At 62.3% G+C, this 22,836-nt stretch carries 22 protein-coding genes, 1 tRNA gene and 2 pseudogenes; 15 read left to right on the top strand and 10 right to left on the bottom strand.

Annotated elements, in window-relative coordinates; translation table 11 throughout:
* Window positions 1-17 precede the first annotated feature (17 nt).
* The 6 genes and pseudogenes from J5Y06_RS21810 to J5Y06_RS21785 all read left to right on the top strand — a co-directional run bounded on the left by J5Y06_RS21810 (window position 18) and on the right by J5Y06_RS21785 (window position 5,716).
* Entirely contained in the window at window positions 18-191 is a 174-nt protein-coding gene (locus tag J5Y06_RS21810) for a hypothetical protein (protein WP_245248262.1), read from the top strand.
* Window positions 192-194: 3 nt separating this feature from the next.
* A pseudogene (locus J5Y06_RS21805) lies at window positions 195-1,389 on the top strand (IS91 family transposase).
* Window positions 1,386-1,613: a hypothetical protein gene (locus J5Y06_RS21800; protein ID WP_209337311.1), complete on the top strand. Its 228-nt coding sequence runs from the start codon at window positions 1,386-1,388 to the stop codon at window positions 1,611-1,613. The pseudogene J5Y06_RS21805 and the gene J5Y06_RS21800 overlap by 4 nt, the downstream one beginning before the upstream one ends.
* A 276-nt stretch (window positions 1,614-1,889) precedes the next feature.
* The gene (locus tag J5Y06_RS21795; RefSeq protein WP_209337310.1) at window positions 1,890-2,078 is read left to right on the top strand and encodes a hypothetical protein; all 189 of its coding nucleotides are present in this window, start codon (window positions 1,890-1,892) and stop codon (window positions 2,076-2,078) included.
* Window positions 2,079-2,127: 49 nt separating this feature from the next.
* On the top strand, window positions 2,128-4,995 hold the full coding sequence (locus tag J5Y06_RS21790) for an HsdM family class I SAM-dependent methyltransferase (protein ID WP_209337309.1): 2,868 nt from the start codon (window positions 2,128-2,130) through the stop codon (window positions 4,993-4,995).
* A 1-nt stretch (window position 4,996) separates the two neighbouring features.
* Window positions 4,997-5,716 carry a hypothetical protein gene (locus J5Y06_RS21785; protein ID WP_245248261.1) on the top strand — a complete coding sequence of 240 codons (720 nt, stop codon included), beginning with the start codon at window positions 4,997-4,999 and terminating at the stop codon, window positions 5,714-5,716.
* Window positions 5,717-6,095: 379 nt separating this feature from the next.
* Here the strand turns inward: J5Y06_RS21785 and J5Y06_RS21780 are convergent, their stop codons facing one another.
* The 4 genes and pseudogenes from J5Y06_RS21780 to J5Y06_RS21765 all read right to left on the bottom strand — a co-directional run bounded on the left by J5Y06_RS21780 (window position 6,096) and on the right by J5Y06_RS21765 (window position 10,688).
* Entirely contained in the window at window positions 6,096-7,289 is a 1,194-nt protein-coding gene (locus tag J5Y06_RS21780) for an IS91 family transposase (RefSeq protein ID WP_209337308.1), read from the bottom strand.
* Window positions 7,290-7,292: 3 nt separating this feature from the next.
* Window positions 7,293-8,201: pseudogene (locus J5Y06_RS21775) on the bottom strand (tyrosine-type recombinase/integrase).
* 298 nt (window positions 8,202-8,499) lie between these two features.
* A complete protein-coding gene (gene chrA / locus J5Y06_RS21770; protein WP_209337329.1) occupies window positions 8,500-9,867 on the bottom strand; it encodes a chromate efflux transporter in 1,368 nt (455 codons plus the stop codon).
* A complete protein-coding gene (locus J5Y06_RS21765) occupies window positions 9,867-10,688 on the bottom strand; it encodes a chromate resistance protein ChrB domain-containing protein (protein WP_209337307.1) in 822 nt (273 codons plus the stop codon). Before J5Y06_RS21765 ends, chrA begins: the two co-directional genes overlap by 1 nt.
* Before the next feature lie 356 nt (window positions 10,689-11,044).
* On the opposite strand from J5Y06_RS21765, the gene J5Y06_RS21760 reads away from it, so the two are divergent.
* From J5Y06_RS21760 to J5Y06_RS21745, 4 genes are all read left to right on the top strand, one after another.
* Entirely contained in the window at window positions 11,045-11,281 is a 237-nt protein-coding gene (locus tag J5Y06_RS21760; protein WP_209337306.1) for a hypothetical protein, read from the top strand.
* A gap of 96 nt (window positions 11,282-11,377) precedes the next feature.
* Entirely contained in the window at window positions 11,378-11,707 is a 330-nt protein-coding gene (locus J5Y06_RS21755; RefSeq protein WP_209337305.1) for a DUF3489 domain-containing protein, read from the top strand.
* Window positions 11,707-12,231 carry a DUF2924 domain-containing protein gene (locus J5Y06_RS21750; RefSeq protein ID WP_209337304.1) on the top strand — a complete coding sequence of 175 codons (525 nt, stop codon included), beginning with the start codon at window positions 11,707-11,709 and terminating at the stop codon, window positions 12,229-12,231. The genes J5Y06_RS21755 and J5Y06_RS21750 overlap by 1 nt, the downstream gene beginning before the upstream one ends.
* Window positions 12,228-13,979 (top strand): recombinase family protein, encoded by a 1,752-nt coding sequence (locus tag J5Y06_RS21745; protein ID WP_209337303.1) that lies wholly within the window; start codon window positions 12,228-12,230, stop codon window positions 13,977-13,979. The genes J5Y06_RS21750 and J5Y06_RS21745 overlap by 4 nt, the downstream gene beginning before the upstream one ends.
* A gap of 259 nt (window positions 13,980-14,238) precedes the next feature.
* On the opposite strand, the gene J5Y06_RS21740 is transcribed toward J5Y06_RS21745, so the two are convergent.
* Both J5Y06_RS21740 and cpdR read right to left on the bottom strand, forming a co-directional pair.
* Window positions 14,239-14,313: transfer RNA gene (locus J5Y06_RS21740), tRNA-Val, on the bottom strand.
* 142 nt (window positions 14,314-14,455) lie between these two features.
* Entirely contained in the window at window positions 14,456-14,818 is a 363-nt protein-coding gene (cpdR, locus tag J5Y06_RS21735) for a cell cycle two-component system response regulator CpdR (RefSeq protein ID WP_209337302.1), read from the bottom strand.
* A gap of 229 nt (window positions 14,819-15,047) precedes the next feature.
* Between cpdR and J5Y06_RS21730 the strand changes: the two genes are divergently transcribed.
* Both J5Y06_RS21730 and hisN read left to right on the top strand, forming a co-directional pair.
* The gene (locus tag J5Y06_RS21730; RefSeq protein WP_209337301.1) at window positions 15,048-15,932 is read left to right on the top strand and encodes an N-formylglutamate amidohydrolase; all 885 of its coding nucleotides are present in this window, start codon (window positions 15,048-15,050) and stop codon (window positions 15,930-15,932) included.
* 217 nt (window positions 15,933-16,149) lie between these two features.
* Window positions 16,150-16,941 carry a histidinol-phosphatase gene (gene hisN / locus J5Y06_RS21725; protein WP_245248258.1) on the top strand — a complete coding sequence of 264 codons (792 nt, stop codon included), beginning with the start codon at window positions 16,150-16,152 and terminating at the stop codon, window positions 16,939-16,941.
* Here the strand turns inward: hisN and J5Y06_RS21720 are convergent, their stop codons facing one another.
* The gene (locus J5Y06_RS21720) at window positions 16,942-17,889 is read right to left on the bottom strand and encodes an alpha/beta hydrolase (RefSeq protein ID WP_209337300.1); all 948 of its coding nucleotides are present in this window, start codon (window positions 17,887-17,889) and stop codon (window positions 16,942-16,944) included.
* Between the two features lie 92 nt (window positions 17,890-17,981).
* Between J5Y06_RS21720 and J5Y06_RS21715 the strand changes: the two genes are divergently transcribed.
* The gene (locus J5Y06_RS21715) at window positions 17,982-18,737 is read left to right on the top strand and encodes an SDR family oxidoreductase (RefSeq protein WP_209337299.1); all 756 of its coding nucleotides are present in this window, start codon (window positions 17,982-17,984) and stop codon (window positions 18,735-18,737) included.
* Here J5Y06_RS21715 and J5Y06_RS21710 read toward each other — a convergent pair.
* Window positions 18,734-19,927: a pyridoxal phosphate-dependent aminotransferase gene (locus J5Y06_RS21710; RefSeq protein ID WP_209337298.1), complete on the bottom strand. Its 1,194-nt coding sequence runs from the start codon at window positions 19,925-19,927 to the stop codon at window positions 18,734-18,736. The genes J5Y06_RS21715 and J5Y06_RS21710 overlap by 4 nt on opposite strands.
* 87 nt (window positions 19,928-20,014) lie before the next feature.
* Here J5Y06_RS21710 and J5Y06_RS21705 point away from each other — a divergent pair, with 87 nt between their 5' ends.
* Both J5Y06_RS21705 and J5Y06_RS21700 read left to right on the top strand, forming a co-directional pair.
* The gene (locus tag J5Y06_RS21705; RefSeq protein WP_209337297.1) at window positions 20,015-20,689 is read left to right on the top strand and encodes a GNAT family N-acetyltransferase; all 675 of its coding nucleotides are present in this window, start codon (window positions 20,015-20,017) and stop codon (window positions 20,687-20,689) included.
* A gap of 126 nt (window positions 20,690-20,815) precedes the next feature.
* Entirely contained in the window at window positions 20,816-21,031 is a 216-nt protein-coding gene (locus J5Y06_RS21700; RefSeq protein ID WP_209337296.1) for a hypothetical protein, read from the top strand.
* On the opposite strand, the gene J5Y06_RS21695 is transcribed toward J5Y06_RS21700, so the two are convergent.
* Together J5Y06_RS21695 and J5Y06_RS21690 are read right to left on the bottom strand one after the other, a co-directional pair.
* The gene (locus J5Y06_RS21695) at window positions 21,023-22,114 is read right to left on the bottom strand and encodes a nickel/cobalt transporter (protein WP_209337295.1); all 1,092 of its coding nucleotides are present in this window, start codon (window positions 22,112-22,114) and stop codon (window positions 21,023-21,025) included. The two genes, J5Y06_RS21700 and J5Y06_RS21695, sit on opposite strands and share 9 nt — an antisense overlap.
* A gap of 4 nt (window positions 22,115-22,118) precedes the next feature.
* Complete coding sequence (locus J5Y06_RS21690; protein WP_209337294.1) at window positions 22,119-22,784, bottom strand: DUF1007 family protein; 666 nt, start codon at window positions 22,782-22,784, stop codon at window positions 22,119-22,121.
* Window positions 22,785-22,836: the final 52 nt, after the last annotated feature.

Below are 22,836 nucleotides of genomic sequence, written 5' to 3'. Positions count from 1 at the left end.
CATGGAGGCAAAGAGGGATGGCTGCTTTGCGCCCCATGCACGAACCCGCTTCGCGGGAGGGGCGCTTCGGCCACAGCAAGCTGGAAACGACCGCGCTCTACACCAAGGTCTCGACCTGGACGATCCACGCTGTCGCCGGACCTCTCGACCGGCTAATGGCGCTGATGGAAGGCAAGATGCCGCCCGGCTAAGCCGTGCGCGCTTCGGTCGAGGTCGCCGATATCTTCCGCGCAGCTGGGCCTGCTTACCGGGCCTCTCATGCCGGTCAACCTGAGCCTGCAGCAACTGAAGGTCGTGTCAGCGATCGAGCACTGCCGCACCGCAGCCCTTGGCCGTCAGGTCGAGGCTTGCGAGGACTGTGGTCAATGGCGCGTCGCCTACAACTCCTGCCGCAACCGGCACTGTCCGAAGTGCCAGGACGCGGCGGCGCGGACGTGGCTGGCGAAACGCGACGCCGACCTGCTGCCGGTCGGCTACTTCCACGTCGTGTTCACGCTTCCGGCCGAGGTCGCCGACATCGCCTTCCACAACAAGGCGCTCGTCTACGACCTGCTGTTCAGGGCGGCGTCGGAGACGATGCTGACCATCGCCGCCGATCCAAAGCATCTTGGCGCGCGCATCGGTGTTACAGCCGTGCTCCACACCTGGGGATCGGCAATGACCCACCATCCGCATGTCCACATGATCGTGCCGGGCGGCGGCATCGCACTGGGCGGAAGCAGCTGGGTCTCCTCGCGGCCGGCGTTCCTGCTTCCGGTGCGCGTGCTCGGGAAGCTGTTCCGCCGACTCTTCCTCACGCGGTTGCTCGCGCTTTACGAAACGGGCCGGTTGGCGTTCTTCGGGACCATCGCACACCTCACTGACCGCCGAGCATTCCTGCGTCACCTTGCTGCCGTCCGGACAAGGCGCTGGGTGGTCTATGCCAAGGCGCCGTTCGCTGGACCGGAGGCGGTGCTTGCTTACCTGTCCCGCTATACCCACCGCGTGGCGATCTCAAACCGCCGCCTGATCGCGTTCGACAAGTACGGCGTCGCCTTCCGCTACAAGGACTGCCGCCGCGACGGCGCGGATCGCCAGCAGGTCATGAGGCTGGCGACCAACGAGTTCATCCGCCGCTTCCTGCTCCATGTGCTGCCACGCGGCTTCCACCGTATCAGGCACTACGGTCTGCTTGCCGGCTCCGCCCGCAAGGCCAGTCTAGCACTTGCCCGGGAACTCCTGAATGTCGTCGCTCCCCCCGATGTCGACACACCAGGCGAACCGGACGACTACCGCCCGCGATGCCCCTGCTGCGGCGGACGCATGATCATCATTGAGACCTTTGAACGCTGCAGACAGCCGCGCGGACCTCCCGATGCAACCGCCACAAACCGGGACGGTTGGCCATGACCCGGCATGGCAAGGTCGAACCCTCAGCCGAAAGCCCAGCCGACGGCAACGACCTGCGCGCGCCGATGGTGACTGTTGCCGCCGACAGGCTCACGACGGGCAACGTGCGGCGCCGGCTAAACCGCGCCGAGGCGCAACGATGCCTCCTGTCCGCACCTCTCCCGGCGCTTCCCAGCGGCGGTCACGCGATCGCCGAAATCCACCACAAATCGAAATCGCCATAGACACCGACTATGGCCCACGGGTTCCTGGATGAGAGGCTTTCGTACGCCTGCCGGCACCCGAAACCCTTCACCTATCCTGTCATTTCACCGCAACCTCTACGAGCCCGAAAGCTGACATCATAGCCTGCCGAACCACTGCTGCGGTTAGCCGGTCATTCTACCTTTATCTGGTTTCCTGCCTATCTGGCTGTCGGGCTTCGGCCTTGCCAGAAATGCTGAAATCATTACTGTGCCGCTGCGAACATCGACGCATGCGTCTGCGATAGGGGGATTCGTATGGCTGGCAGCCCGGAAAGTGGCGGTGCCATCGACAGCGCAGTTGAGAGCGACAACAAGACGCTGAACTTCAAGGTGAGCCTGGACTTCAAGAAGGAGTTCAAGGGCTTCGCGGGTTCGCAAGGCATCACGATGACCGAGCTTCTCAAGGAGGGGTTCGCGCTCTCGAAGAAGAAGCGGCAGAAATGACCGCTCGCATATGGCGGTCCGACGCCGCTCCTTGGGACGAGCCGCGGCGATGACGATTCACGCACCCGAAGATGCTTTCGCGGCGGCACAGTGGTTGTTTGACATTGGCAACGGCGACCTCCCGCTTGCCGAAGGGCTGGTCGCAGTCAACGGCTTCAATCCAGAAGGGCAATTGCCCGACGTGGTCTCCGTCATCGAACGCGCGCAGAGCTATGGCGCGCGTGCCGTGCTATTCGAAGCGGAGCACAATGGCCGCGCGCCAGTCGCGCAGGCGTTCGTGTTCAATCAGCAGGACTATGGCGACGACGCCGAATTTGCCGAGCTCCACAAGCGCCTGTGGAGCTGGGGCGGCATCCCGCTCGTCTATCGCGCGGGTCCTGGCGTCATCCAACTCTTCCGGTGCGTCCACAAGCCCGACTTCCTGGGCGACAACGATATCCCGGTAATCAACCCGATCCGGACGTTAAAGATCGGCGCCGACATCGCTGCTCAGGAGATTTGGTGGGATCTCGACCGTATTCATAACGGCGCCATCTGGGACGATCCCGACGCGTGCGACCTCATGCTGTCCGCATCGAAGTCGGCGCATCGCAAGCTCGTCGCCGGCGTCCGGGCACTCGCCATCCAGCTGTCGGACAGCGAGCTCCTCGATGCACGGCTGCGCCGGCGGCTTCTTATCCTCTCGCTGCTAATCGCCTATCTCGAAGAGCGGCTTGTCCTGCTGCCCGAGGATTTTGCTGCGGCGCTACCCGGTGCCGAGCGTTTCTTCCAAGTGCTAGCCAACGGGCCAGCTCTCGTCAAATTGCTTGAGGCACTGGAGGAGCGCTTCAACGGCCACGTCTTCCGGCTGACCGATGCGGACCGCAAAGTGCTGGGCTCGAGCAACGAACTTGGAAATTATGCCCGCCTCGTCCAAGGTTATGAGGACGAGGATGGCCAGATCAGCTTCTGGCGCCTCTATTCATTCCGTGACCTCCCCGTCGAGCTGATAAGCAACATCTACCAGCTGTTCGTGAAGGACGCGTCCAGCTCGATCTACACGCCGCCAGCCCTCGTGCGTCTGATGCTGGAGGAAGTGCTGGATTGGGATCGGATCGACAAGCTGATGACCGGCAACGGTATCATATTGGACCCGGCATGCGGCTCGGGCGTTTTCCTGGTTGAAGCCTACAAGCGCCTCGTCCTTCATTGGCGGTCGCGCAACGGTTGGAGCCGACCGGGCGTCGATGTGCTGCGCAAGCTGCTCGTCCGCGTTCATGGCATCGATCTCGAAGACGGCGCGATCGAGCTCGCCGCGTTCAGCCTGTGCCTTAGCCTTTGCGACGCGTTGGAGCCGATGGAGATCCGCGCGAGCATTAAGCTGTTCCCGCGGCTCGCCGGCGAAACTTTGCACCACAGCTGCTTCTTCGACGCGAAGCAGCAGGCTCTCATCAGCTCCCCCGTCTCGATCGTGATCGGCAATCCCCCGTTTGAATCCGTGCTCACGACGGACGGCGCGAAGCGAAGCGCGGTCGCCTATGCCAAGGAGCACGACCAGCTAGCCGACAACCAGCTAGCCTATCTGTTCCTGCACAACGCGATGGGCATGCTCGTCCAGAACGGTGTTCTCGCGATGGTCGAGCCAGCGGGCTTCCTCTACAATCAGAATGCGCTGGGCTTTAGGCAGACCTTCTTGAATCAGTGGCGCGTGCGTGAGCTGCTCGACTTCGTGTCGGTCCGTGGCATGTTCAAAAAGGGTAATGCCGACCCCAAGGTCGTGGTGGTCATCGCCGAGGCGACTAAGCCCGAGCCCGACAGCCGCATCCTGCATGCAGTCTTCCGCCGCAACGGACGGGCGACCGCCGAGCAAGGCTTCGATGTCGACTATTACGACTTGCACTGGATACGCAACGCAGATGCGGAGAAGTCGCGCGACGTCTGGCGGGCGAACCTGCTCGGCGGCAATCGGGCGCGCGACCTGATCGAGCGCCTCCGCACCTTCCCGACGCTGGGAGCGCACGCCAAGGAGAAGGGCTGGGATGCCGGAGAAGGCTATCTCGGCGGAGAGAAGCACGCTTCGAGCAACGTCGCCCATCTGATCGGGCGTCCGCTGCTTCCGACCGGAGCGCTCAATGCTGAAGGGATCGATCGCAACGCGATCACCGTCGTGCCGAAGAAGGGGATCAAGGATCCCAAGTTTGAAAGCCGCTTCAAGTCGCCGCTCCTCCTGGTGAAGGAGCATCAGGATCTTCACCTCGACGTCTGGACGGACGGTTATCTCGTGTTCAAGAACGAGATCGTCGGGTTCTCGGCTCCCGGCCAAGTCAAAGCCCTGTGCGCAGCCGCGGACTGGCTGGCCAGCGAGCGGACTATCCTGCAGGCCTATGTCGCGGGTATCAGCTCGCGCCTCTACACGCAGCGCGCGACTGCGATCTTCAGCGCGGACATTCTGGCCCTGCCTTTCCCAGCCGATGGGAAGCTCGACATCAGCACCAATGAACGCATCGTAGCCGAGGATATCGTCAATTATCAGCGCGACTTCATCCGGCTCGGTACAGACGCCAAGGTCATGCAGAGGGTGCCAGAGCCCGCGCTAGCGACCTTCGACGAGGTTCTTACCACCCAGCTCGGCCAAGCCTATGGCCGCAAGCCGCTGCGTCCCCTTTGCGCCTATCATTGGGCTGGCGCGGTCTGCAAAGCCTACACTTTCGGCAATGGAACCGTGGACTGGTCTGGTGCCGAGGAACTGCGCGAAAGGCTCGATGCCCTGCTGCGCCAGCGCCGCAAGTCCGGCCTGACTGTCACCCGCATCGTCCGGCTCTACGATAAGGAATTCGTGTTCTTGCTGAAGCCTGACCGGCACCGCTTCTGGACCCGGTCGATTGCCCTGCGCGATGCCGACGACGTGCTCTCCGACTTGCGAGCGCAAGGCTTCTGATATGCTGGCAGATGAAGCTGATACTAAGGCCAATTCGGGCGCTCTCGCCGATGACCTGCTGCTGCCCAAAGAGTGGATCTCGTCTCTCATCACATTCATCGCCGATGCCCTTCCGGCGTGGCGCGACGACTCCCGCCGCACGGGGGAAACGGGCGAAAACAAGCTCTCCGCGCAGCTATGTGGTCGCCTCAACAGCGTGTGTCGCCACACACCCGGATGGGACTTCTTGCAGTTCCGCCGCGAAGAACCCAGTGAGAGCGATGGCCGCCGCGCGATCGACCTGGTGGCAAGCCCGTCCGGAAACATAATCTGGATCAACGGCCGAAGCTATGACCACTATCAGTACCTGCTCCCGATCGAGTGCAAGCGTCTACCTACCCCCGAGGATAAGGGTCGTGACCCACGCGAGTATGTAATCACAGACAGTGGTTCCACCGGTGGGATTCAGCGTTTCAAGGCAGGCCATCACGGCGATCAACATGAGCGCGCCGCCATGATCGGATATGTTCAGGCGAACGATGTCGCCCACTGGCACAAGACGGTGGGGATATGGATCGACGACCTCATCACGAGCTCGGTTCCCGGATGGTCGGTGGCCGACAAGCTTACGCTTGCGAGCCACGACAAGACGACGCGCGTCGCTACGCTCGCGTCGACCCACGATCGGACAAAAGGGATCACGTCTTACATCCAGATCGATCATCTCTGGATTGAACTGTAGCGCGCCCCGACGAACAGCCGAGCGACCTAGGCGGATGTCTGCTTTCGCTTCGTACTCTTCGATAGCAGCCAATCCGTTTACGTGAAGAGTTTCGGGCGCCGGCAGGCGTACGAAAGTCCCCGAGGAAGGAACCCGCGGGCCACAGGCTTCGGCTATGGGGATTTCAATCTGCGGCTGATGTCTGCGGTGGCGCGACCGTCATTGGGAAGCGCCGGGATGGATGCGGACAAACTGTTTCGTTGCGCCTCCACCCGGCCTAGCCAGCCTTGCACGCGGCTCGTCGCGGCATTGTCGGCGTCAGCGATTGCCGTGGCCGCGCGCGGGTTGGTTGCCGGAGGCGGGGCGCCCGCGGCTATAGGCTCCACCGTGCCATGCCGGGTCATGAAGCAGTCTCTCGGTTCGCCGCTGATGCGTGCGGCGGTCCGCGCGGCTGTCTCCGGCGTTCGAACACCTCGATGACGATCATCCGTCCACCGCAGCAAGTACACGGCGGGCGGTAGTCTTCCTGTTCGCCAGGTTTGTCTTCATCGGGCGGAGCGGCGACATTCAGGAGTTGGCGGGCGAGCGCAAGGCTGGCCTTGCGGGCGGAGCCGGCCAGCAGTCCGTAGTGCCGGATGCGATGGAAGCCTCGCGGCAGGATATGGATCAGGAAGCGGCGGATGAATTCGTCGGCCGAAAGCGTCATGACCTGCTGCCGGTCCGCGCCGTCGCGGCGGTAGTCCTTGTAGCGGAAGGTGACGCCGTCCTGGTCGAAAGCGATCAGGCGGCTGTTCGAGATCGCTACCCGGTGGGTGTAACGCGACAGATAGGCGAGCACCGCCTGCGGTCCAGCGAACGGCGCCTTGGCATAGACGACCCAGAGCTTTGTCCGGACGGGAGCAAGGTGGCGCAGGAAGGCATACCGCTCGGCGAGATGAGCGAGGGTGCCGAAGAAGCTGAGCCGCCCAGCGTCGTGCAGCGCGAGCAGCCGCGTGAGAAAGAGCCGTCGGAACAGCTTGCCGAGCACCCGCACGGGAAGCAGGAAGGCAGGGCGTGACGAGACCCAGCGTGACCCGTCGAGCGCGATGCCGCCGCCTGGCACGATCATGTGCACGTGCGGATGGTGGGTCATCGCCGATCCCCAGGTGTGGAGCACGGCGGTGATGCCGATGCGCGCGCCGAGGTGTTTTGGATCGGCGGCAATTGTCAGCATCGTCTCCGATCCCACCTTGAACAGCAGGTCGTAGACCAGCGCCTTGTTCTGGAAGGCGATGTCGGCGACCTCCGCCGGCAGCGTGAACACGACGTGGAAGTAGCCGACCGGCAAGAGGTCCGCCTCGCGGTCGGAAAGCCACGTCCGCGCGGCGGCGCCCTGGCACTTCGGGCAGTGCCGGTTGCGGCAGGAGTTGTAGGCGATCCGCCATTGGCCGCAATCCTCGCAGGCTTCGACATGACCGCCGAGAGCCGCGGTACGGCAATGCTCGATCGCCGACATGACCTTGAGCTGGCCGAGGCCCAGGTGTCCTGCATGAGCTGCCCGATACGAAGGCCCTGCGGCACGGAAGATGTCGGCGACCTCGATTGAGGCGCGCACGGCTCAGCCGTCGGGCAAGATCTCTGACGGCCTGAACAGGCCAAGCCTGTCGAGCGGGCTCGTGACGGTGCGCACCGTCCGTGTCGCGACCTTGGCGTAGAGAGCAGTGTTGTTGAGCTTGGCATGCCCGAGCAGGACTTGGATGATCCGGATGTCGGTGCCGTCTTCCAGAAGGTGGGTTGCGAAGCTGTGGCGCAGCGTGTGCGGCCCGACCCGCTTGGCGATATCGGCGGCCCGGGCCGCCTCGACAACGATGCGATAGAGCTGGCGCGTGCTGATCGGCTTCATCGCGTGGTGTCCGGGGAACAGCCAGCCGTCGCGGTGCATCACGCCTTGCTGCCGTCCGACTTTCCACCACTCACGTAGGAGAGCCAGCAGATCCTTGGAGAGCATGGCGTTTCGTCAGCGCCCGCCCTTGCCGCGTTCGACGCGCAGCAGCATGCGCTCGCTATCGACGTCGGCGACCTTCAGCATCGACACCTCGGCGACGCGCAGGCCGGCCCCATAGGCGACGGACAGTGCGGCCTGGTGCTTGAGGCACGTGGTGGCATTGAGCAAGCGAGCAACCTCGTCGCGGCTCAGCACCACGGGCAGGTTGCGCCGATGCGCCAGCCGGACGAGCCTGCGCGCCAGGTCCGGGCGGTCGAGCGTGTGGGTGAAGAAGAAGCGCAGCGCCGATACGATGCTGTTCATGGTCGGCACGGGCACGCCGTCCTCCTGCTGCTCTATCTGGAACCGCCGCAGGTCGTCGGCGGTCGCCGTGTCAGGTGAACGCCCGAGGAATGCCGCCAGGCGCCCGATGTCGCGGAGGTAGTTGCGCTGCGTCTCGCGTGAGAAGCGCCGCATGTTCATGTCGTCGATCAGCCGCTGGCGCAGCGGGCTGATGGACGTGTCGAGATGAGGGTACTGCATGGACAGGCTCCTTGTTAAAGAAGCCCTTCATGCTCTGCCGTTGTCCGACGTCGCTCAATGGATGCGCAACCTCCGGCCTGTGCCTTCTACATCAAGCCCAAGCGCCCTCCCGCGGGAGCGGGTTCGTTCTACGGCCCACTAACAGCCGTAGGAAATCATTTTCCCCAAGTCTAGCTTGATTGGAGTGTAAAGCCGATAGTCGGCTCAGATCCCAAGAGCAAAAAGCGAGCCGCTCTCGGTCAATGAAGGGGAGCCCAAAGCGCAGAAGGCAGTGTGCCCCTCAATTGAGGGACATTGTTCAAGCCATACCCACGGAATGTAGCGCAAGGCTGCCTGCGGCGCAGCCTGCCAGAACCATGACCGGGCCAAGCTTGAAGCGAAACACGGCGACGAGCGCGACAAGGACCAATGCCGCAGCCGCCAGGTTGATCGACGACCAAACGGGCACTTCGAGATCGAGGCCGAGGGTCGTGATTGTCTGGAGCTCGTTGAAGACGACGTGCATACCGAACCAGACGGCGAGGTTCAGGATGACGCCCACAACGGCCGCTGTGATGGCAGTCAGCGCCGATGACAGCACCTTGTTGTCGCGCAGGCGCTCTATAAATGGTGCACCAAGGAATATCCAAAGGAAGCAGGGGAGGAAGGTCACCCAAGTCGTCAGAAGTCCGCCCAGGGTTCCTGCCATCAGAGGCGACATCCCGCCCGCGTCGCGGAACGCGCCCATGAAGCCCACAAACTGGGTCACCATGATTAGCGGGCCAGGTGTCGTCTCAGCCATGCCGAGGCCATCTAGCATCTCGCCCGGTGCAAGCCAGCCGTAGTTCTGCACGGCCTCCTGCGCAACATAGGCCAGAACCGCATAGGCGCCGCCGAAGGTGACAACCGCCATGACGCTGAAGAAGCCGGCGATCTGGGCGAAGACATTGGCGGGGCCCAGCCCGGCGAAGAGGACGGCGACCGGCGCCAGCCACAGCACAAGAAAAACTGCCGAAATCCGAAATGCCCAGCCCCGGTTGACCAGCGTATGGTCTGGTGACTCCTCGCCCAACAAAGTGTCGGCGTCATCGACCTGGACCTTGCCCACCTTGCCGTGTCCGCCGCCGGAACGGAAGGCTGGCAGGCCCGCACGCGCTCCGAGGAACCCCGTGAGGCCAGCGATCAGGATAATTATCGGGAAAGGCACGGCGAACCCGAATATCGCGATGAACGAGGCGGCGGCGATGGCGACCATCGCGTTGTTCTTCAGCGCACGTGATCCGATGCGGATGACTGCCTGCACAACGATGGCCAGCACCGCTGCCTTCAGGCCGAAAAAGAGCGCCTCGACGGGGCCGACGTTGCCGTAGAGGGCATAGATCCAACTCAGCGCCATGATGGCGACGACCCCGGGCAGCACGAACAGGATGCCCGCGATGATGCCGCCAAGCGTCCGATGCATCAGCCAACCGATATAGACGGCGAGCTGCATCGCTTCCGGCCCCGGCAGCAGCATGCAGTAGTTGAGCGCATGGAGGAACCGTTTTTCCCCAAGCCAGCGCTGCTCCTCCACCAGAATGCGGTGCATGAGGGCAATCTGGCCTGCAGGGCCGCCAAAGCTCAAGAGGCCGATGCGGACCCAGATGCGGGTAGCCTCGGCCAAGGTGGGGTAAGCGCGGTCCTGCATCATTGCGCCTTCGGCTTGTTGGTGGGCCAGTTGTGGGTCTCCTCGGCTGCGTCTCGCGCCCAGCGATAGAAGGCGTCGTAGAGCAGCATTCCGGCGTCCAGCTGTTCCAGATCGTCGGAGTACATCCGCGACAGGCCAAGCGAAGCCGCAAGCAGACCGGCTGTCTCTGGCGCGAGGTCGAGCCTGGCGGTGTCAGCGCCGCGTACGATGGCGGCCAGGCGGTCTAGGGCGGAAATACTCAAGCCGAACTCTGCCAGCATGACATCGAAGGTGCAGAGCTCCCCCCGGTGGCTCCAAAACACGCCCTCGATGTCGAAGGGCGCGGCATCGTAACGCTCGGCGACGCCCACCACTTCGGCGGGCGCGACAAACAGGATGATCGCGCGGGGATCGAGAAAGCGCCGGATCAACCAGGGGCACGCGATGCGGTCGATCTTGGGGCGCGACCGGGTGACCCAGACGGTGCGGCCCTGTGGATCGCGCGTGGGCAGCTTCGCCGGATCGATCAGCGGTAGCCCAGCCGCTCGCCATGCCTCAAAGCCACCCTCGAGATACTCCGAAGGGCAGCCTTCGGCACGAAGCCAGGCGGCCGTGCCCTGGCTGCGCCGATGGCCGGCTTGGCAGACGGCAATCGACGACTGACCGCCTATCTGGGAAGCCAGGCCGGCAAGCGCCTGGTCGTCGACCCGGGTGGCGCCGGGAACCGATCTTGGATCAGCGGCAAAATCGTCCTCGGATCGCACGTCGAGCAAAAGCGGGGCGCGGGGGGTTCCGATGACGCGGGTGAGCTTGTCGATAGAAATGGCATTGGGCGCAGGCATGTGCGTTCCTCCGTCGCCGGGGTTGAAAAGGAACGCGATCTTCGGCTGGCGCCTCGTGGGGAGCTCGCAATCCCCATGATAGGCAGATATCGACATCCCAAGCTGATCGTCAACATCGCTGTGGCAGAAGGCGACAAGTCGCTTCCACAGAATGGCAGCTCCTAGCGGAGATTCACAAATGTTTGGCAGATGAAAGGGGTCGAACGGACCGTCCGCTTCCGACAGTCTGTCGCTCGTCAACGGACAGACCGCAGTCGGCCCAGTTTAGGACATCCTGAACGCTTTTTGGATGCTGAACCGCGACTGGACTTCGTCTGCAAAGGAAGCGTGTGTATTCTCGGTAAGAGGACACGGACATGGCGAGCAGGAAGAAAAGGCAGCACGAAGAAGGTCGTGCAACGATCGTCGATCTGCTGCTCAGAATGGAGCCTGAACTGAAGCAGCTGCAGGGGGGCATCGAGATCTTGCGAGCGCTTGGAGAAACGGCGGAGAGTGTTGAGCCTATCGCGCTAGCCACACTGGCGCGATGCTGCGAGAGCGGCTTTGAGCAGTTGATGGCGCTGTGGCGAACCTCGCTGGACAGCGCGCGTTAGAGATTCAAATCGCTCAACTTCATGGTGCCCGTCTTAGTGCGGGCTCGTCTCAGTACCAGCGGCAGATTGTCCGCTGGCTCAACTGGGAGACAGTCCATGAATCAGATCCACAACCATCTCGAGCAGCTTCACTTAGGCGATGCCGATCACGAGCATTCACCAACGACCGCCGTTTCTGCTTCAAAACGCCCGGGAGCCTCGACGGCCAGCAAGACGGAGATCGTGCTGCGGCGACTGCGCAGCGCGCGAGGCGCCTCAGTTGCCGATGTGATGAAGCTGACCGGCTGGCAGGCTCACTCGGTACGCGGGTTCCTGTCAGCCACCGTGCGCAAGAAGCTTGCGCTGCAGCTGGTCAGCGAACCCGGCAAGGACGGTGTGCGACGCTACCGGATCACCGCGGCCGAACAGCCCGGTCAAAACAGCTGATGGTCGCTTCCGCCAAGATCGCGCAAGAGCTTGCCGCTCTCGCTGATGAACCGCGTGAAAGTCTCGTTGCTCAGTGGGAACGGGCTTACAGCTGCACGCCACCGCCAGGAGTTCGCCGCGAGATGCTCCTTTATGCTGCCGCCTGGCATTTGCAGGCAAAACGGCTTGGTGGGTTGTCGGGCGCGACCAAACGTCTGCTGAGAGAGGAGGTCGAACGCATCAAAGCCAGTACTACGCAGCGCGCCCCAGATGGGCAGGGGAGCGGTACGGAGGCCACCGAGCCTTCCTCGCAGGTCGACACGTCCGCAAGTTACCACGGCGAAGATGGCGTCGTTGCAACTCAGCCTCGCCGCAAGCTCGGACCCGGCGCACGGCTGGTCCGCGAATGGCATGGACAGACCTTCGTCGTCGACGTCACCGATCGCGGATACCTGTTCGAGGGCAGACATTATCGGTCACTGACGGCTATCGCCTTGCAGATCACCGGGGCGCAGTGGTCTGGACCGAGGTTCTTCGGCCTATGAGCGCACAACCGAAACTTCGCTGTGCGATCTACACCCGCAAATCAACGGAGGAGGGGCTGGAGCAGGAGTTCAACTCGCTCGATGCCCAGCATGAAGCCTGCGCCGCCTACATCACCTCGCAAATCGGCCTCGGCTGGAAGCTAATGCCAGACCGCTATGACGATGGCGGTTTGTCGGGCGGCTCCATGGAGCGGCCTGCTTTGCAAAGGCTGCTGCGAGACATCCGCGACGGCAAGGTTGATGTCGTGGTGGTCTACAAGATCGACCGTCTGACCCGATCGCTGATGGACTTCTCCAGAATCGTCGAAACGTTCGATAGCCAAAACGTCTCCTTCGTGTCGATCACCCAGCAGTTCAACACCACAACCTCGATGGGACGCCTGACCCTCAACGTCCTGCTCTCCTTCGCCCAGTTTGAACGCGAGGTTACGGCCGAGCGCATTCGCGACAAGGTCGCTGCTTCCAAGAAGAAGGGCATGTGGATGGGAGGCACGGTGCCCACCGGCTACGTGGTGAAGGCGAAGAAGCTGCAGATCGACCAAGCCGGTGCCGACGAGGTGCGATCGCTCTTCAGCCGGTACCTGGAAGTCGGCTCAGTGCCGGGCCTTGTCGACATTCTCAACGAGGAGCGTGCAAGAGCCGCAACGGATGAAAACTGGAAGAGGGTCAGCAAAGGCAAGCTCTACTATATGCTCGCCAACCCGCTCTACATCGGCAAAGTCCGCCATGGCGAAGAGGTCCACAAGGGCGAGCATCGGCCGATCATCGACGAAGCAACCTTCGCCGAGGTTCAAGCCAGGCTTGCAGAGCAGGCACCGCGACGAAAAGGCTTGCCTGTCCAGAAGGACATCCACCTGCTGAACGGCATCCTCTATGATGACCTCGGTGATCGGATGAGCCCAATCCATGCCACGAAGGCTGGCAAGCGCTACCGCTACTACATGTCCAGCCGCCTAAAGAACGGCAAACGGCACGAGCACGATGGCTGGCGTATCGCAGCACAGGAGATCGAAGCAATCGCGCTGCATCAACTGCGTGCAGTGCTCAGCGATCAGGTCATGCTAGCCGACTGGATCGTCGAACATGCCACCCAGCAACAGGTGGCGACCGGCCTCGACCGCGCAGCACCCTGGTTGATGGCCATCGAGCAGAACCAGCGACCATCACTGCTGCGCCAGGCACTGCAAATCGCCATTCACCGCATCGAGCTGGCGCAGGATCGGCTTCGTCTGCATGTCAGTCGCCCAGCCATCGTCAGCTGGTTGATCGCGGATCAAGTGTTAGACGATGGTGAGCTAGCTGTTACTCGACGCAGCAAGCGAACGCGCAGCCGCGGCGGCAGAAGCAAGGGAAGGGATGCATCCGTGCATCGTGATCCAGCAGACCACCACGTCATCGAACTGCCGATGGTGATGAAGCGGCGTGGCATCGAGAGCCGCATTGTGATTGAAGGCATGGCTATCGCTCGCAAGCCTGACCGCCCCTTGGTAGACATGATCGCCAAAGCGCACGCTTACCTCGAAGCTTTCACCGATGGCCGCGGCCTCGACCGCAAGCAAGTAGCTTCGCGGTTCAGAGTTCACCCGGAAGATGTGAGCCGCTTGCTGCCGTTGGCCTTCCTATCACCACGTATGGTCGATGCCATCCTGCAGGGCCGTCAGCCTGTCGATCTTTCCGTCCGCCATCTCGCGCGGGCTGTCGATCTGCCCATCGCCTGGAATGATCAGGCCGAGCTACTGTCGTTCTGACAAGCAGAGGCGGCGGAAGCCGTCTGCCGAAAAGCACTTTCCTCAAAGCACCAGTATCGCAAGCGATGCACTGAGCATCACGGCGCCGACTTAGTGGAACCAGCGAATGGCTATTCGAGACGCTTGGGCTAAAGTCTGTGTACTTCGCGGGATATTGAGCTCCGCCGTCCCACTATCTTCGTCTCGGAAGCCGCTAAGTCGCGGAACAGTCGACACAAAGTTGGCGGCAGCGAGAGACGTAAGAAAAAGGTGGACCGGATGGTGGGCGTGACAGGGATTGAACCTGTGACCCCTACGATGTCAACGTAGTGCTCTCCCGCTGAGCTACACGCCCATCCGTGGCGCGGCTTACACCATTTTGCCGGCGTGGCGTCAAGGGAGCTCCGCGCGCTTTGTACCCGCTTCGCAACCGTTTGCGACGGCGGACCAGAGAACATCGGCCGGAGCCGCGAGAGCCCTGATTGCGATAGGTGTCGTCAGGCCGCCTTCAACATCTTTTCCACCTCGTTGACGAGGTCGCGAAGGTGAAACGGTTTTGAAAGGACCTTGGCATCGCGCGGCGCCTTTGAGTCGGGGTTGAGGGCCACCGCGGCGAAGCCGGTGATGAACATCACCTTCAGGTCGGGATCGATCTCCGTGGCGCGGCGCGCCAGCTCAATCCCGTCCATTTCCGGCATCACAATGTCGGTCAGAAGCAGAGAAAACGGCTCTTCGCGCAGGCGCTCATAGGCGCTTGCGCCATTGTCGAAGTCACTCACGTCGTAGCCCGCACGCTCCAGCGCCTTCACCAGGAAGCGGCGCATGTCGTTGTCGTCTTCCGCAAGCAGGATGCGTTTCATCGATATCGTCCGGATCCGCGAAGCGCCGCCAGAACGGCGGCGCGTTAACCATGCCCAAGATATGGCGTCGCGAGGGTAAACATCCAGTGAACACAACGCCCGCGCTGCTTTGCCCGCAAGCTCAGCGGCTGGACAGCCGTTTTCTGCCATGCGAGTTTTTGTTCAAACGGATTGGAACGGGATTGAATAAGCGAGGAAAAGGCAGATCGCGGCGCGGAGCGCGCTTGAAGTGACCTTGGCCGAAGATTTTCCGCACGGGGTGTTTTCGGTTCGCCTTCCTGCGGAACAGCTTGCTCCGTTTGTGTTCAACTCGCCGCATAGCGGGCGCGTTTATCCCGCTCGCTTTCTCCAGATGAGCCGGCTTGATCGGGTTACGATCCGGCGTTCGGAAGACAGTTTCGTGGAGGAATTGTTTGGTGCCGCGCCATCGCTCGGGGCGCCGCTCCTTTTTGCACACTTCCCGCGCGCCTTTTTGGATGTGAACCGCGAGCCCTTTGAGCTCGACCCGAAGATGTTTCGCGAGACCTTGCCGCCGCAGGCCAACGTGCGGTCGGCGCGCGTGGCCGGCGGTTTGGGCACGGTGCCAAAGGTGGTGGGCGAGGGGCAGGAGATCTACGCCGGTCGCATCAGCCTTGCGGAAGCCGTTGGTCGGATCGACAACATCTATCGGCCGTATCATCAGGAACTGGACCGGCTGCTTGCCGAAACAAAGAGCCTGTTCGGCTCGGCCGTTCTGGTTGACTGCCATTCCATGCCTGCCAGTATTCGGGTCGGCGACCATGGAATGAGGCCCGATTTCATTGTCGGCGATCGCTTCGGCGCTTCAGCAAAGCGCCCGCTTTCGGAAGCGGCCCTCGGGCTTCTGGCAGGCATGGGCTACACGGTGGCGCATAACCGACCTTATGCCGGCGGCTTCATCACGGAACACTACGGCCGGCCTGCGGAGGGCATTCAGGCGATCCAGATCGAGATCAACCGCGGCCTTTATCTCAATGAACGGACGCTGCAGAAAACCGCCGGCTTCGAGCCTCTTTTCCAGGACCTGACCCGCTTTTGCGCGAATCTCATCGCGCTGTGGGAGGAATGGAACTGGACTCCGCTCGCTGCTGAATGAGATTTGCTGCGGCAAGCCCTCGCAGCGCTTGTTCCTTTGCATACGAAAAAAAGACCGCATCGTTGACACGACGCGGTCTGAGTCTAGGGAGGAAACGCCCAAGGAGGGCATGAACAGGAACCCCCTGTTCACCCGTGAAGCTATCTTGGGTCTTTTCCAGCGTCAAGCTAATTTCTGAGCTGAATTTCAAAGTGCCTACTAATGAGGCATATCCAAGATGATCCGAGACAAGCGCTTTATGGTCGAGCCTGCGTTTTTCCGAAGCCTTGCCGCCGCCGCTGCGGCTGAAACACTGCCGCGGTTCCGGCAGCATGGGCCTGTGAGCAACAAGCTGGCAGCGGGGTTTGACCCAGTCACCGAAGCCGACCAGAAAGCGGAAGATGCCATCAGGCGGTTGATTACGGCGGCCTTTCCGCAGCACGGCGTTCTTGGCGAAGAGTACGGCAGCACGGCAGGCGATGGCGAGCATGTCTGGGTGATCGACCCGATCGACGGGACGCGCGCGTTTATTTCCGGTTTGCCGGTCTGGGGGACGCTGGTTGGCCTCACCCAGCGGGGTGATGCGGTCGCTGGAATGATGTCGCAGCCCTTCACGGGTGAGCTTTTCTACAGCTGCGGCAGCGGCTCCTTCTTCGAAGGCCCGGGCGGCGAGCGAAAGCTGCAAACGCGACTCACGACCGACCTTGCAACCGCCACGCTGTTCACCACCACGCCGGCCCTGTTCAAGGACGCGGCGCGCGCCCGCTATGACCGGCTGGAAGCGTCCGTGCGCCTCGCGCGCTATGGCGTGGATTGTTATGCGTTTGCCATGGTTGCAGCAGGCTTTGCCGATCTGGTGATCGAGGCGGGACTTCAACCCTATGACATCGTGGGGCTAATTCCGATCATCGAACAAGCGGGCGGCGTGGTGACAAGGCTCGACGGAGGGCCCGCCGAAACTGGCGGCGACATCCTGGCCAGCGCCACGGCTGGGCTGCATGCAGCCGCGCTCGCTCGTTTCAACGACTGATCAGTCGGTGCCCGGAACGAAGGCGTCGAAGGCCGCGAAAAACTGGTCACGAAAGATGTCCCGTTCCTGCAGCAATTCGTGCTTGGCCCCGTCGATGGTGAGGATCGAGCCGGATCGCAGGCGCCGCGCGTAAAGCTCGGTCGCCCGCGTCGACACGATCGTGTCCGCGCCGGCGGCCAACAACAAGGTCGGGATCTGGATCCGCTGGACGAATTCCTGCTCCTGGATCGCTGCGGCGGCGCGACACGACGCTCGCACCCAGGCTGCGGTAGGCCCGCCAAGGGCAAGTTCAGGGTGTTCGGCGTAGATTGCCTGATTGCGGCGGTAGCGCTCGGGATCGCTGGTGACGGTGTTGGTTTCAAATGGCGCTGCTTCACGTGGCTTGGGGCCGCTGCCGAGATAACGGCCACCCAAGCCCAGCCAGAACAGGAGGTTGGCGGTGCGGCTGACCGCCGGCATGGTTGTCGTGTAGCCGGCCAGCGCGATGAACGGGGCAGACAGAACCATGCGCCGGACGCGGTTGATCAGGCGGGGGGTGGCAAGCAAAGCGATGAGCCCGCCGGTGGAGTGCGCCAGCATGGTGAAAGGGGCGCGGCAGTCCGGCAGCACCACCTGCATGAAAAGCGCGTCGAGATCGTCCACGTAATGGTTGAAGTCGCGAATGTGGCCGCGCTCCCGGTCGCGGTGGATGCGGTCTGAATTGCCTTGGCCACGCCAGTCGCTCACCACCACCTCGAAGCCGCGGGCCTGGAGATCGCGTACCGTTTCGAAATACTTCTCGATGCACTCGTTTCGACCGGTGAGCACAATCACCGTGCCCTTGTGAGGACGGACGGCTGTGCGGAAGTGGCCGTAGCGAATTCTCTTGCCATCGCGCATCGTCAGCATGCCTGCGCTGGCATGGTCCGGCAGGGGATTGCCGGGCGTGGCAAAAAGAAGGTCTGTCATGTCTGCGTTGCGGCTGCTCGAAGTGAGCGAGACCATGATAGGAACGGCGAAGCCATTGCAAGCTTTGGCGATCAGGCGGAGGGTCCTATTCGATGGTGGAAAACAAGGTGGCTTTGGTCACGGGAGCCGGCAGCGGCGTCGGGCGCTCCGTGTCGCTTGCACTGATGCGGGCGGGCTGGACGGTTGTTCTGGTTGGCCGCCGCGAAGGTGTGCTGGAAGAGACGCTCGGGATGGCGGGGCGAAGTGCTGGCGACAGCCTTGTTCTTGCCGGTGATGTGTCGGATCCCGCTTCGGTTGAAGAGATCTTCCGGCGCGTGGAAGCCGAGTGCGGCCGGCTCGACCTCCTTTTCAACAATGCGGGCACCTTTGCGAAAACCGCCACGATCGACGAGATACCCGTGGACACCTGGAGCGAGGTTGTTGGTGTGAATCTCACCGGGGCGTTTCTTTGCGCACGTGCAGCCTTTGCCCTTATGCGACGGCAGGTGCCAAGGGGCGGGCGCATCATCAACAACGGCTCGATTTCGGCCACAACGCCGCGCCCAGGCTCAGCGCCATATACGGCCACAAAGCATGCCATCGCCGGGCTGACCAAGACGATTGCGCTCGATGGGCGGCCGTTCGACATTGCTTGCGGCCAAATCGACATCGGCAATGCCGCCAGTGACATGACCGAGCAGATGGCGAAGGGAATCCTGCAGCCGAACGGCCAAACCGCACCGGAACCGGTTATGGATGTGTCTCACGTCGCCGACGCCATTCTGCACATGGCCAGCCTGCCGTTAGAGGCCAATGTGCTGTTCATGACGGTGATGGCGACGAAGATGCCGTTTGTCGGGCGCGGCTAGGCGGCGTTTTTCTCGAGATACGCGCCCATGCGCTCCAGCGCCCGGATGATGTTTTCTTCCGAGTTGGCATAGGACAGCCGAAGGTAACCTTCGCCGAGCACACCGAAATCCGGTCCGCCGATTAAGGCGACGCCGGCCTCCTCAAGCAGCGTGGACGCGAGTTTCTTGGCCTTCCAGCCTGTTTTCGCAACATTGGGAAAAGCATAGAAGGCGCCCTTCGGGGTGGCGCAATGAACGTTCGGCAAGGCGTTCAGCCCTTCAACAACCAGGCTCCTGCGGTTGTCGAAGGCCCGCATCATGGCCTCCACGTCGTCCTGTGGCCCGTCTATCGCGGCGATGCCGGCATACTGGCTTGGCGCATTGACGCAGGACCAGCAGTTCACGGCAAGCTTGCGCACTTTGTCGTAGAGGTTGGCGCTCTTCTCGCCGTTCGGCCAGATTGACCAGCCCATGCGCCAGCCAGTCATTGCCCATGTCTTCGACCAGCCATTCAAGACGATGAGACGGTCACGGATCTGCGGAAACTGCAGCAAGGAGCAGTGCTCCTCTCCGTCATAGGTCATCGTGTCATAGATCTCGTCGGACAGGATCGCCACCCCAGGATGGGCTTCGAGCCCCTTCACCAGCGCTTCGATTTCGCTGCGCGGCGTGATGCCGCCCGTGGGATTGGCCGGCGAGTTCAAGATCAGGAGGCGGGTTTGCGGCGTGATCAGCGCCAGCGTTTCCGCCGCGGAAAAGGCAAAGCCGTTTTCCTCGCGGACAGGCACAGGCACCGGCCGAGCGCCGGTGAATTCGATCATGGAACGATAGATCGGGAAGCCCGGATCCGGGTAAAGGATGTCGTTGCCTGGTTCACCGAATATGCTGATCGCCGCGTACATGGTTGGCTTGCCGCCTGGCAAGATCATCACGTTGTCCGGCGAAACCTCGACGCCGGTCGTGGTCAGCGTGCGCCGAACCACCGCCTCGCGCGTCGCAAGCAGGCCTGTTGCCGGCGTGTAGCCGTGATGCCCGTCCCGCAGCGCCTTGATGGCGGCCTCCACGATGTGCTCCGGCGTGCGGAAATCCGGCTGGCCGATGCCGAGATTGATGATGTCACGCCCGTTCTGGCTCAGGGCCGTCGCCCGCGCCAGCACCGCAAATGCATTTTCCTCGCCCATCCGGTCGAAGGCGGCAACAGTGTGGATCATCGTCGTTGTGTTCCTGGGTCTTCCGTCTTTCGCGCGTTCTGACAGAACTCAGCTTAACTGCAATGCGGAATCGTCCTGGAGCTCCCAATGGTTGCCGACCTCGCCAACTGGACGCCACGGCCGCGACCGGCCCGCGCCGGACTTTCCGGGCGCTATGTGCGCTTGGAGCCGCTCGATCCCGCCAGGCATGGCGATGATCTCTTCGAGGCATCACAGGCGTCGCACTCCGCCGAGCGCTTCCGTTACCTTTTCGAAGAGCCTGCGGTGGATCGCGAAGCCTTTCAGAGCTGGCTCCAGAAAGTTGCGGCGGGCGGCGATCCCCTGTTTTTCGCTGTCGTGGACGTTGCATCGGGCAAGGCGGTGGGCCGGCAAACGCTGATGCGCATCGACACCAATCACGGCGTGATCGAGATCGGCAACATCTATTGGGGTCCGCGACTTTCGCAAACCGCGGGTGCAACGGAAGCGCTTTATCTTTTCGCCGATTACATTTTCGCGCTCGGCTATCGCCGCTTCGAATGGAAGTGCAACAACGAAAACGAGCCCTCGAAGCAGGCAGCCGAACGCTTCGGCTTCGTTTTCGAGGGCACCTTCCGCCACCATATGATCCAGAAGGGCAAGAACCGTGACACGGCATGGTTTTCCATGCTGGACAGCGAGTGGCCGGGCTTGAAGGCTGCCTATGATGCTTGGCTCGATCCGTCGAACTTCGATGCGGCTGGACGCCAAAAGCAGCGCCTTGCCGCGCGGCGTCCGGGCTGACCCACGTTTAATCAGAGACGGAAGCGGGCTTGCCAGCGAGCAGTCCATCGGCCATGCGTTTGCAGGAACCTGCGGAAGATGCCGCCACACTTTCCCGCATTGCTCGTTCAGCGGAGAACAAAGCCCGTGATCGCCCCTGAAAATCGCGGACCGCTTTTGGCGGCCGCCCTTATCCTGCTTTTCTTTGGCCTGGGCGGCTTCTTCCTGCCCACGATCATGCTGCTCGTCGGCGACTATTCCACGACGGTCGCCGGGATTATCGCGATGGTGTTCGTGGCTGCCTTCTTTGGCGTGTTTTGGCTGCGCGCGCGCGCGCAGGCCCGTCGTGACGGGTCAAGCTGAAAGGCTGGCCCCAAGCAGCAAAAGGCCGATCAGCAGCAGGGCCGCAGCTCCGGCGATCTCGATGATCACGTGAAGCGTCGTGCCGATCTTGCCGCCGCCGGCCATCGCAAGCGCGCCGTGCTTCGCGCTCACGGCCAGAATGGCCAGCGCCGCCACCGTCACGGCCGTGCCGACAGCCATGGCAAACACGGAAACGATGCCGCCGAACCACAAGCCGTTCAGCAAGGAGAAGGTCAAAACGATCAGAGCGCCGGAACAAGGGCGGATTCCGACCGCCAGAACCGCCGCCCAGGCGCTGCGCCAATCCAGACGTTCATCGCCGAGCGCGGCGGGGTCTACGGCATGCGACTGGCCGCAATCCTCGCAGATCCGGATCTCTCCGGGGTTGGCTTCTGCGGCCTGGAAGCGTGAAGCCGCAAGCGGTGTCGCTGCGCGTCCCTGCGAGGTCACGCCTGATGCGCAGGGAGGCTGGGCGTCAAACAAGTCGTGAAGAGGGCCACCGGCGGTCGCTAGGGCTTGGCGTGGCATCAACACAGGCAGGAAGCGGTGGAGCTTGCGCCACAAAAGCCAGCCGCCGTAGACCGCAACCAGGGCAAAGCTTGCAACCTCCAGCCAATGGGTCGCGTCCGTCATGGAAAAGGCCGTGCCCCGCAGGAACAGGAACACCGCGCCAATCACGATAATTGCGCTGACGGCCTGGAGAAGCGAGGAGACCACAGACAAGGCAATGCCACGGCGCAGGGCAACGTCGTTTGCCAGCATGTAGCTCGCTATGACGACCTTGCCGTGGCCGGGCCCAGCGGCATGGAAGATGCCATAAGCAAATGAAAGCCCGATCAGCAGCCAAAGCTGGCCGGTGTCGTCGCGCATGCCTTTCAACGCGGCGGTCATCGACCGATAGAACGCCTGCTGGTGCGTGTTGATCCACTGGAAAAGACCAGCGAGCAGGCCTGTCGGGGCAATCGACGGCTCGGCAGTGCCGATCCCCAGCGAACTCTGTGCGTGGGCGGCGCCGAGGATGTGTGTCAGCGCAAAGGCAACAACCAGAAGGGCCAAGCCGCAACGAAGAAAGGTCTTGATCATTCCGTCACCCAGCAGCGGTGCAGTTCAGTTCGAGCTTGGTCGCGAAGATCTTGCTGAGATCGGTGCCGGCCGGATCGTTGAAGAAGGCATCGGTGAGCGTCGACTGGTTTGCGGCGAGCGCTTCATCGGCATCGGGGCGGATCACGGCACGGGAACACTCCGCCGGAAGGCCTTCGGCGGCCATATTTGTGTCTTCCACGAAATCAATTGCGGTATAAAACGTCGGGTCGTAGACACCGAAGTCCAGCTTGCCCTTCAGATCCGTGGGCTCAGCAAGGCGTGATTCAAACAGGATGATGAGCTGGTTGTCTTCCAAGGTGGCGATCAGCTTGTCCGGCGGAATCATGGTCAGGTCGCGACCGTCCTGCGTCACCACCTGGAAGTAGTTGAATTCTGCGAGGGACTGATGGACCACGGCGCCGACCTCTTCCAACTCCGCCTCGTCCAGCTTCAGGTCCTTGTTGGCGTCGAACTCAACCAGGACAGTGCTCGAGAACAGGTCGTCGAAGCGCCATAGGTGACGCAGGGCGGTAACTTTGCTGTTGCTGTCGATCACCACGTCGAGGCGCGCTTCCGCAAAGACATGCGGGTGAACCCAGGCCGGCATAGTGGACGCGAGAAGCGCGCTTCCAGCTACAAGGCTGGCAAAGATCCTTTGTTTCGGACGCATTAACGGCTCCTGTGGAAGCACGCCACCTCGCCGAAAAAGCGGGCGAAAGTGG

The organism is Tianweitania sediminis (assembly GCF_017813335.1).
Taxonomy (GTDB): domain Bacteria; phylum Pseudomonadota; class Alphaproteobacteria; order Rhizobiales; family Rhizobiaceae; genus Tianweitania; species Tianweitania sediminis.
The sequence above is the reverse complement of the archived record's forward strand: the minus strand, read 5'-3'. Positions and strand labels throughout refer to the sequence as shown.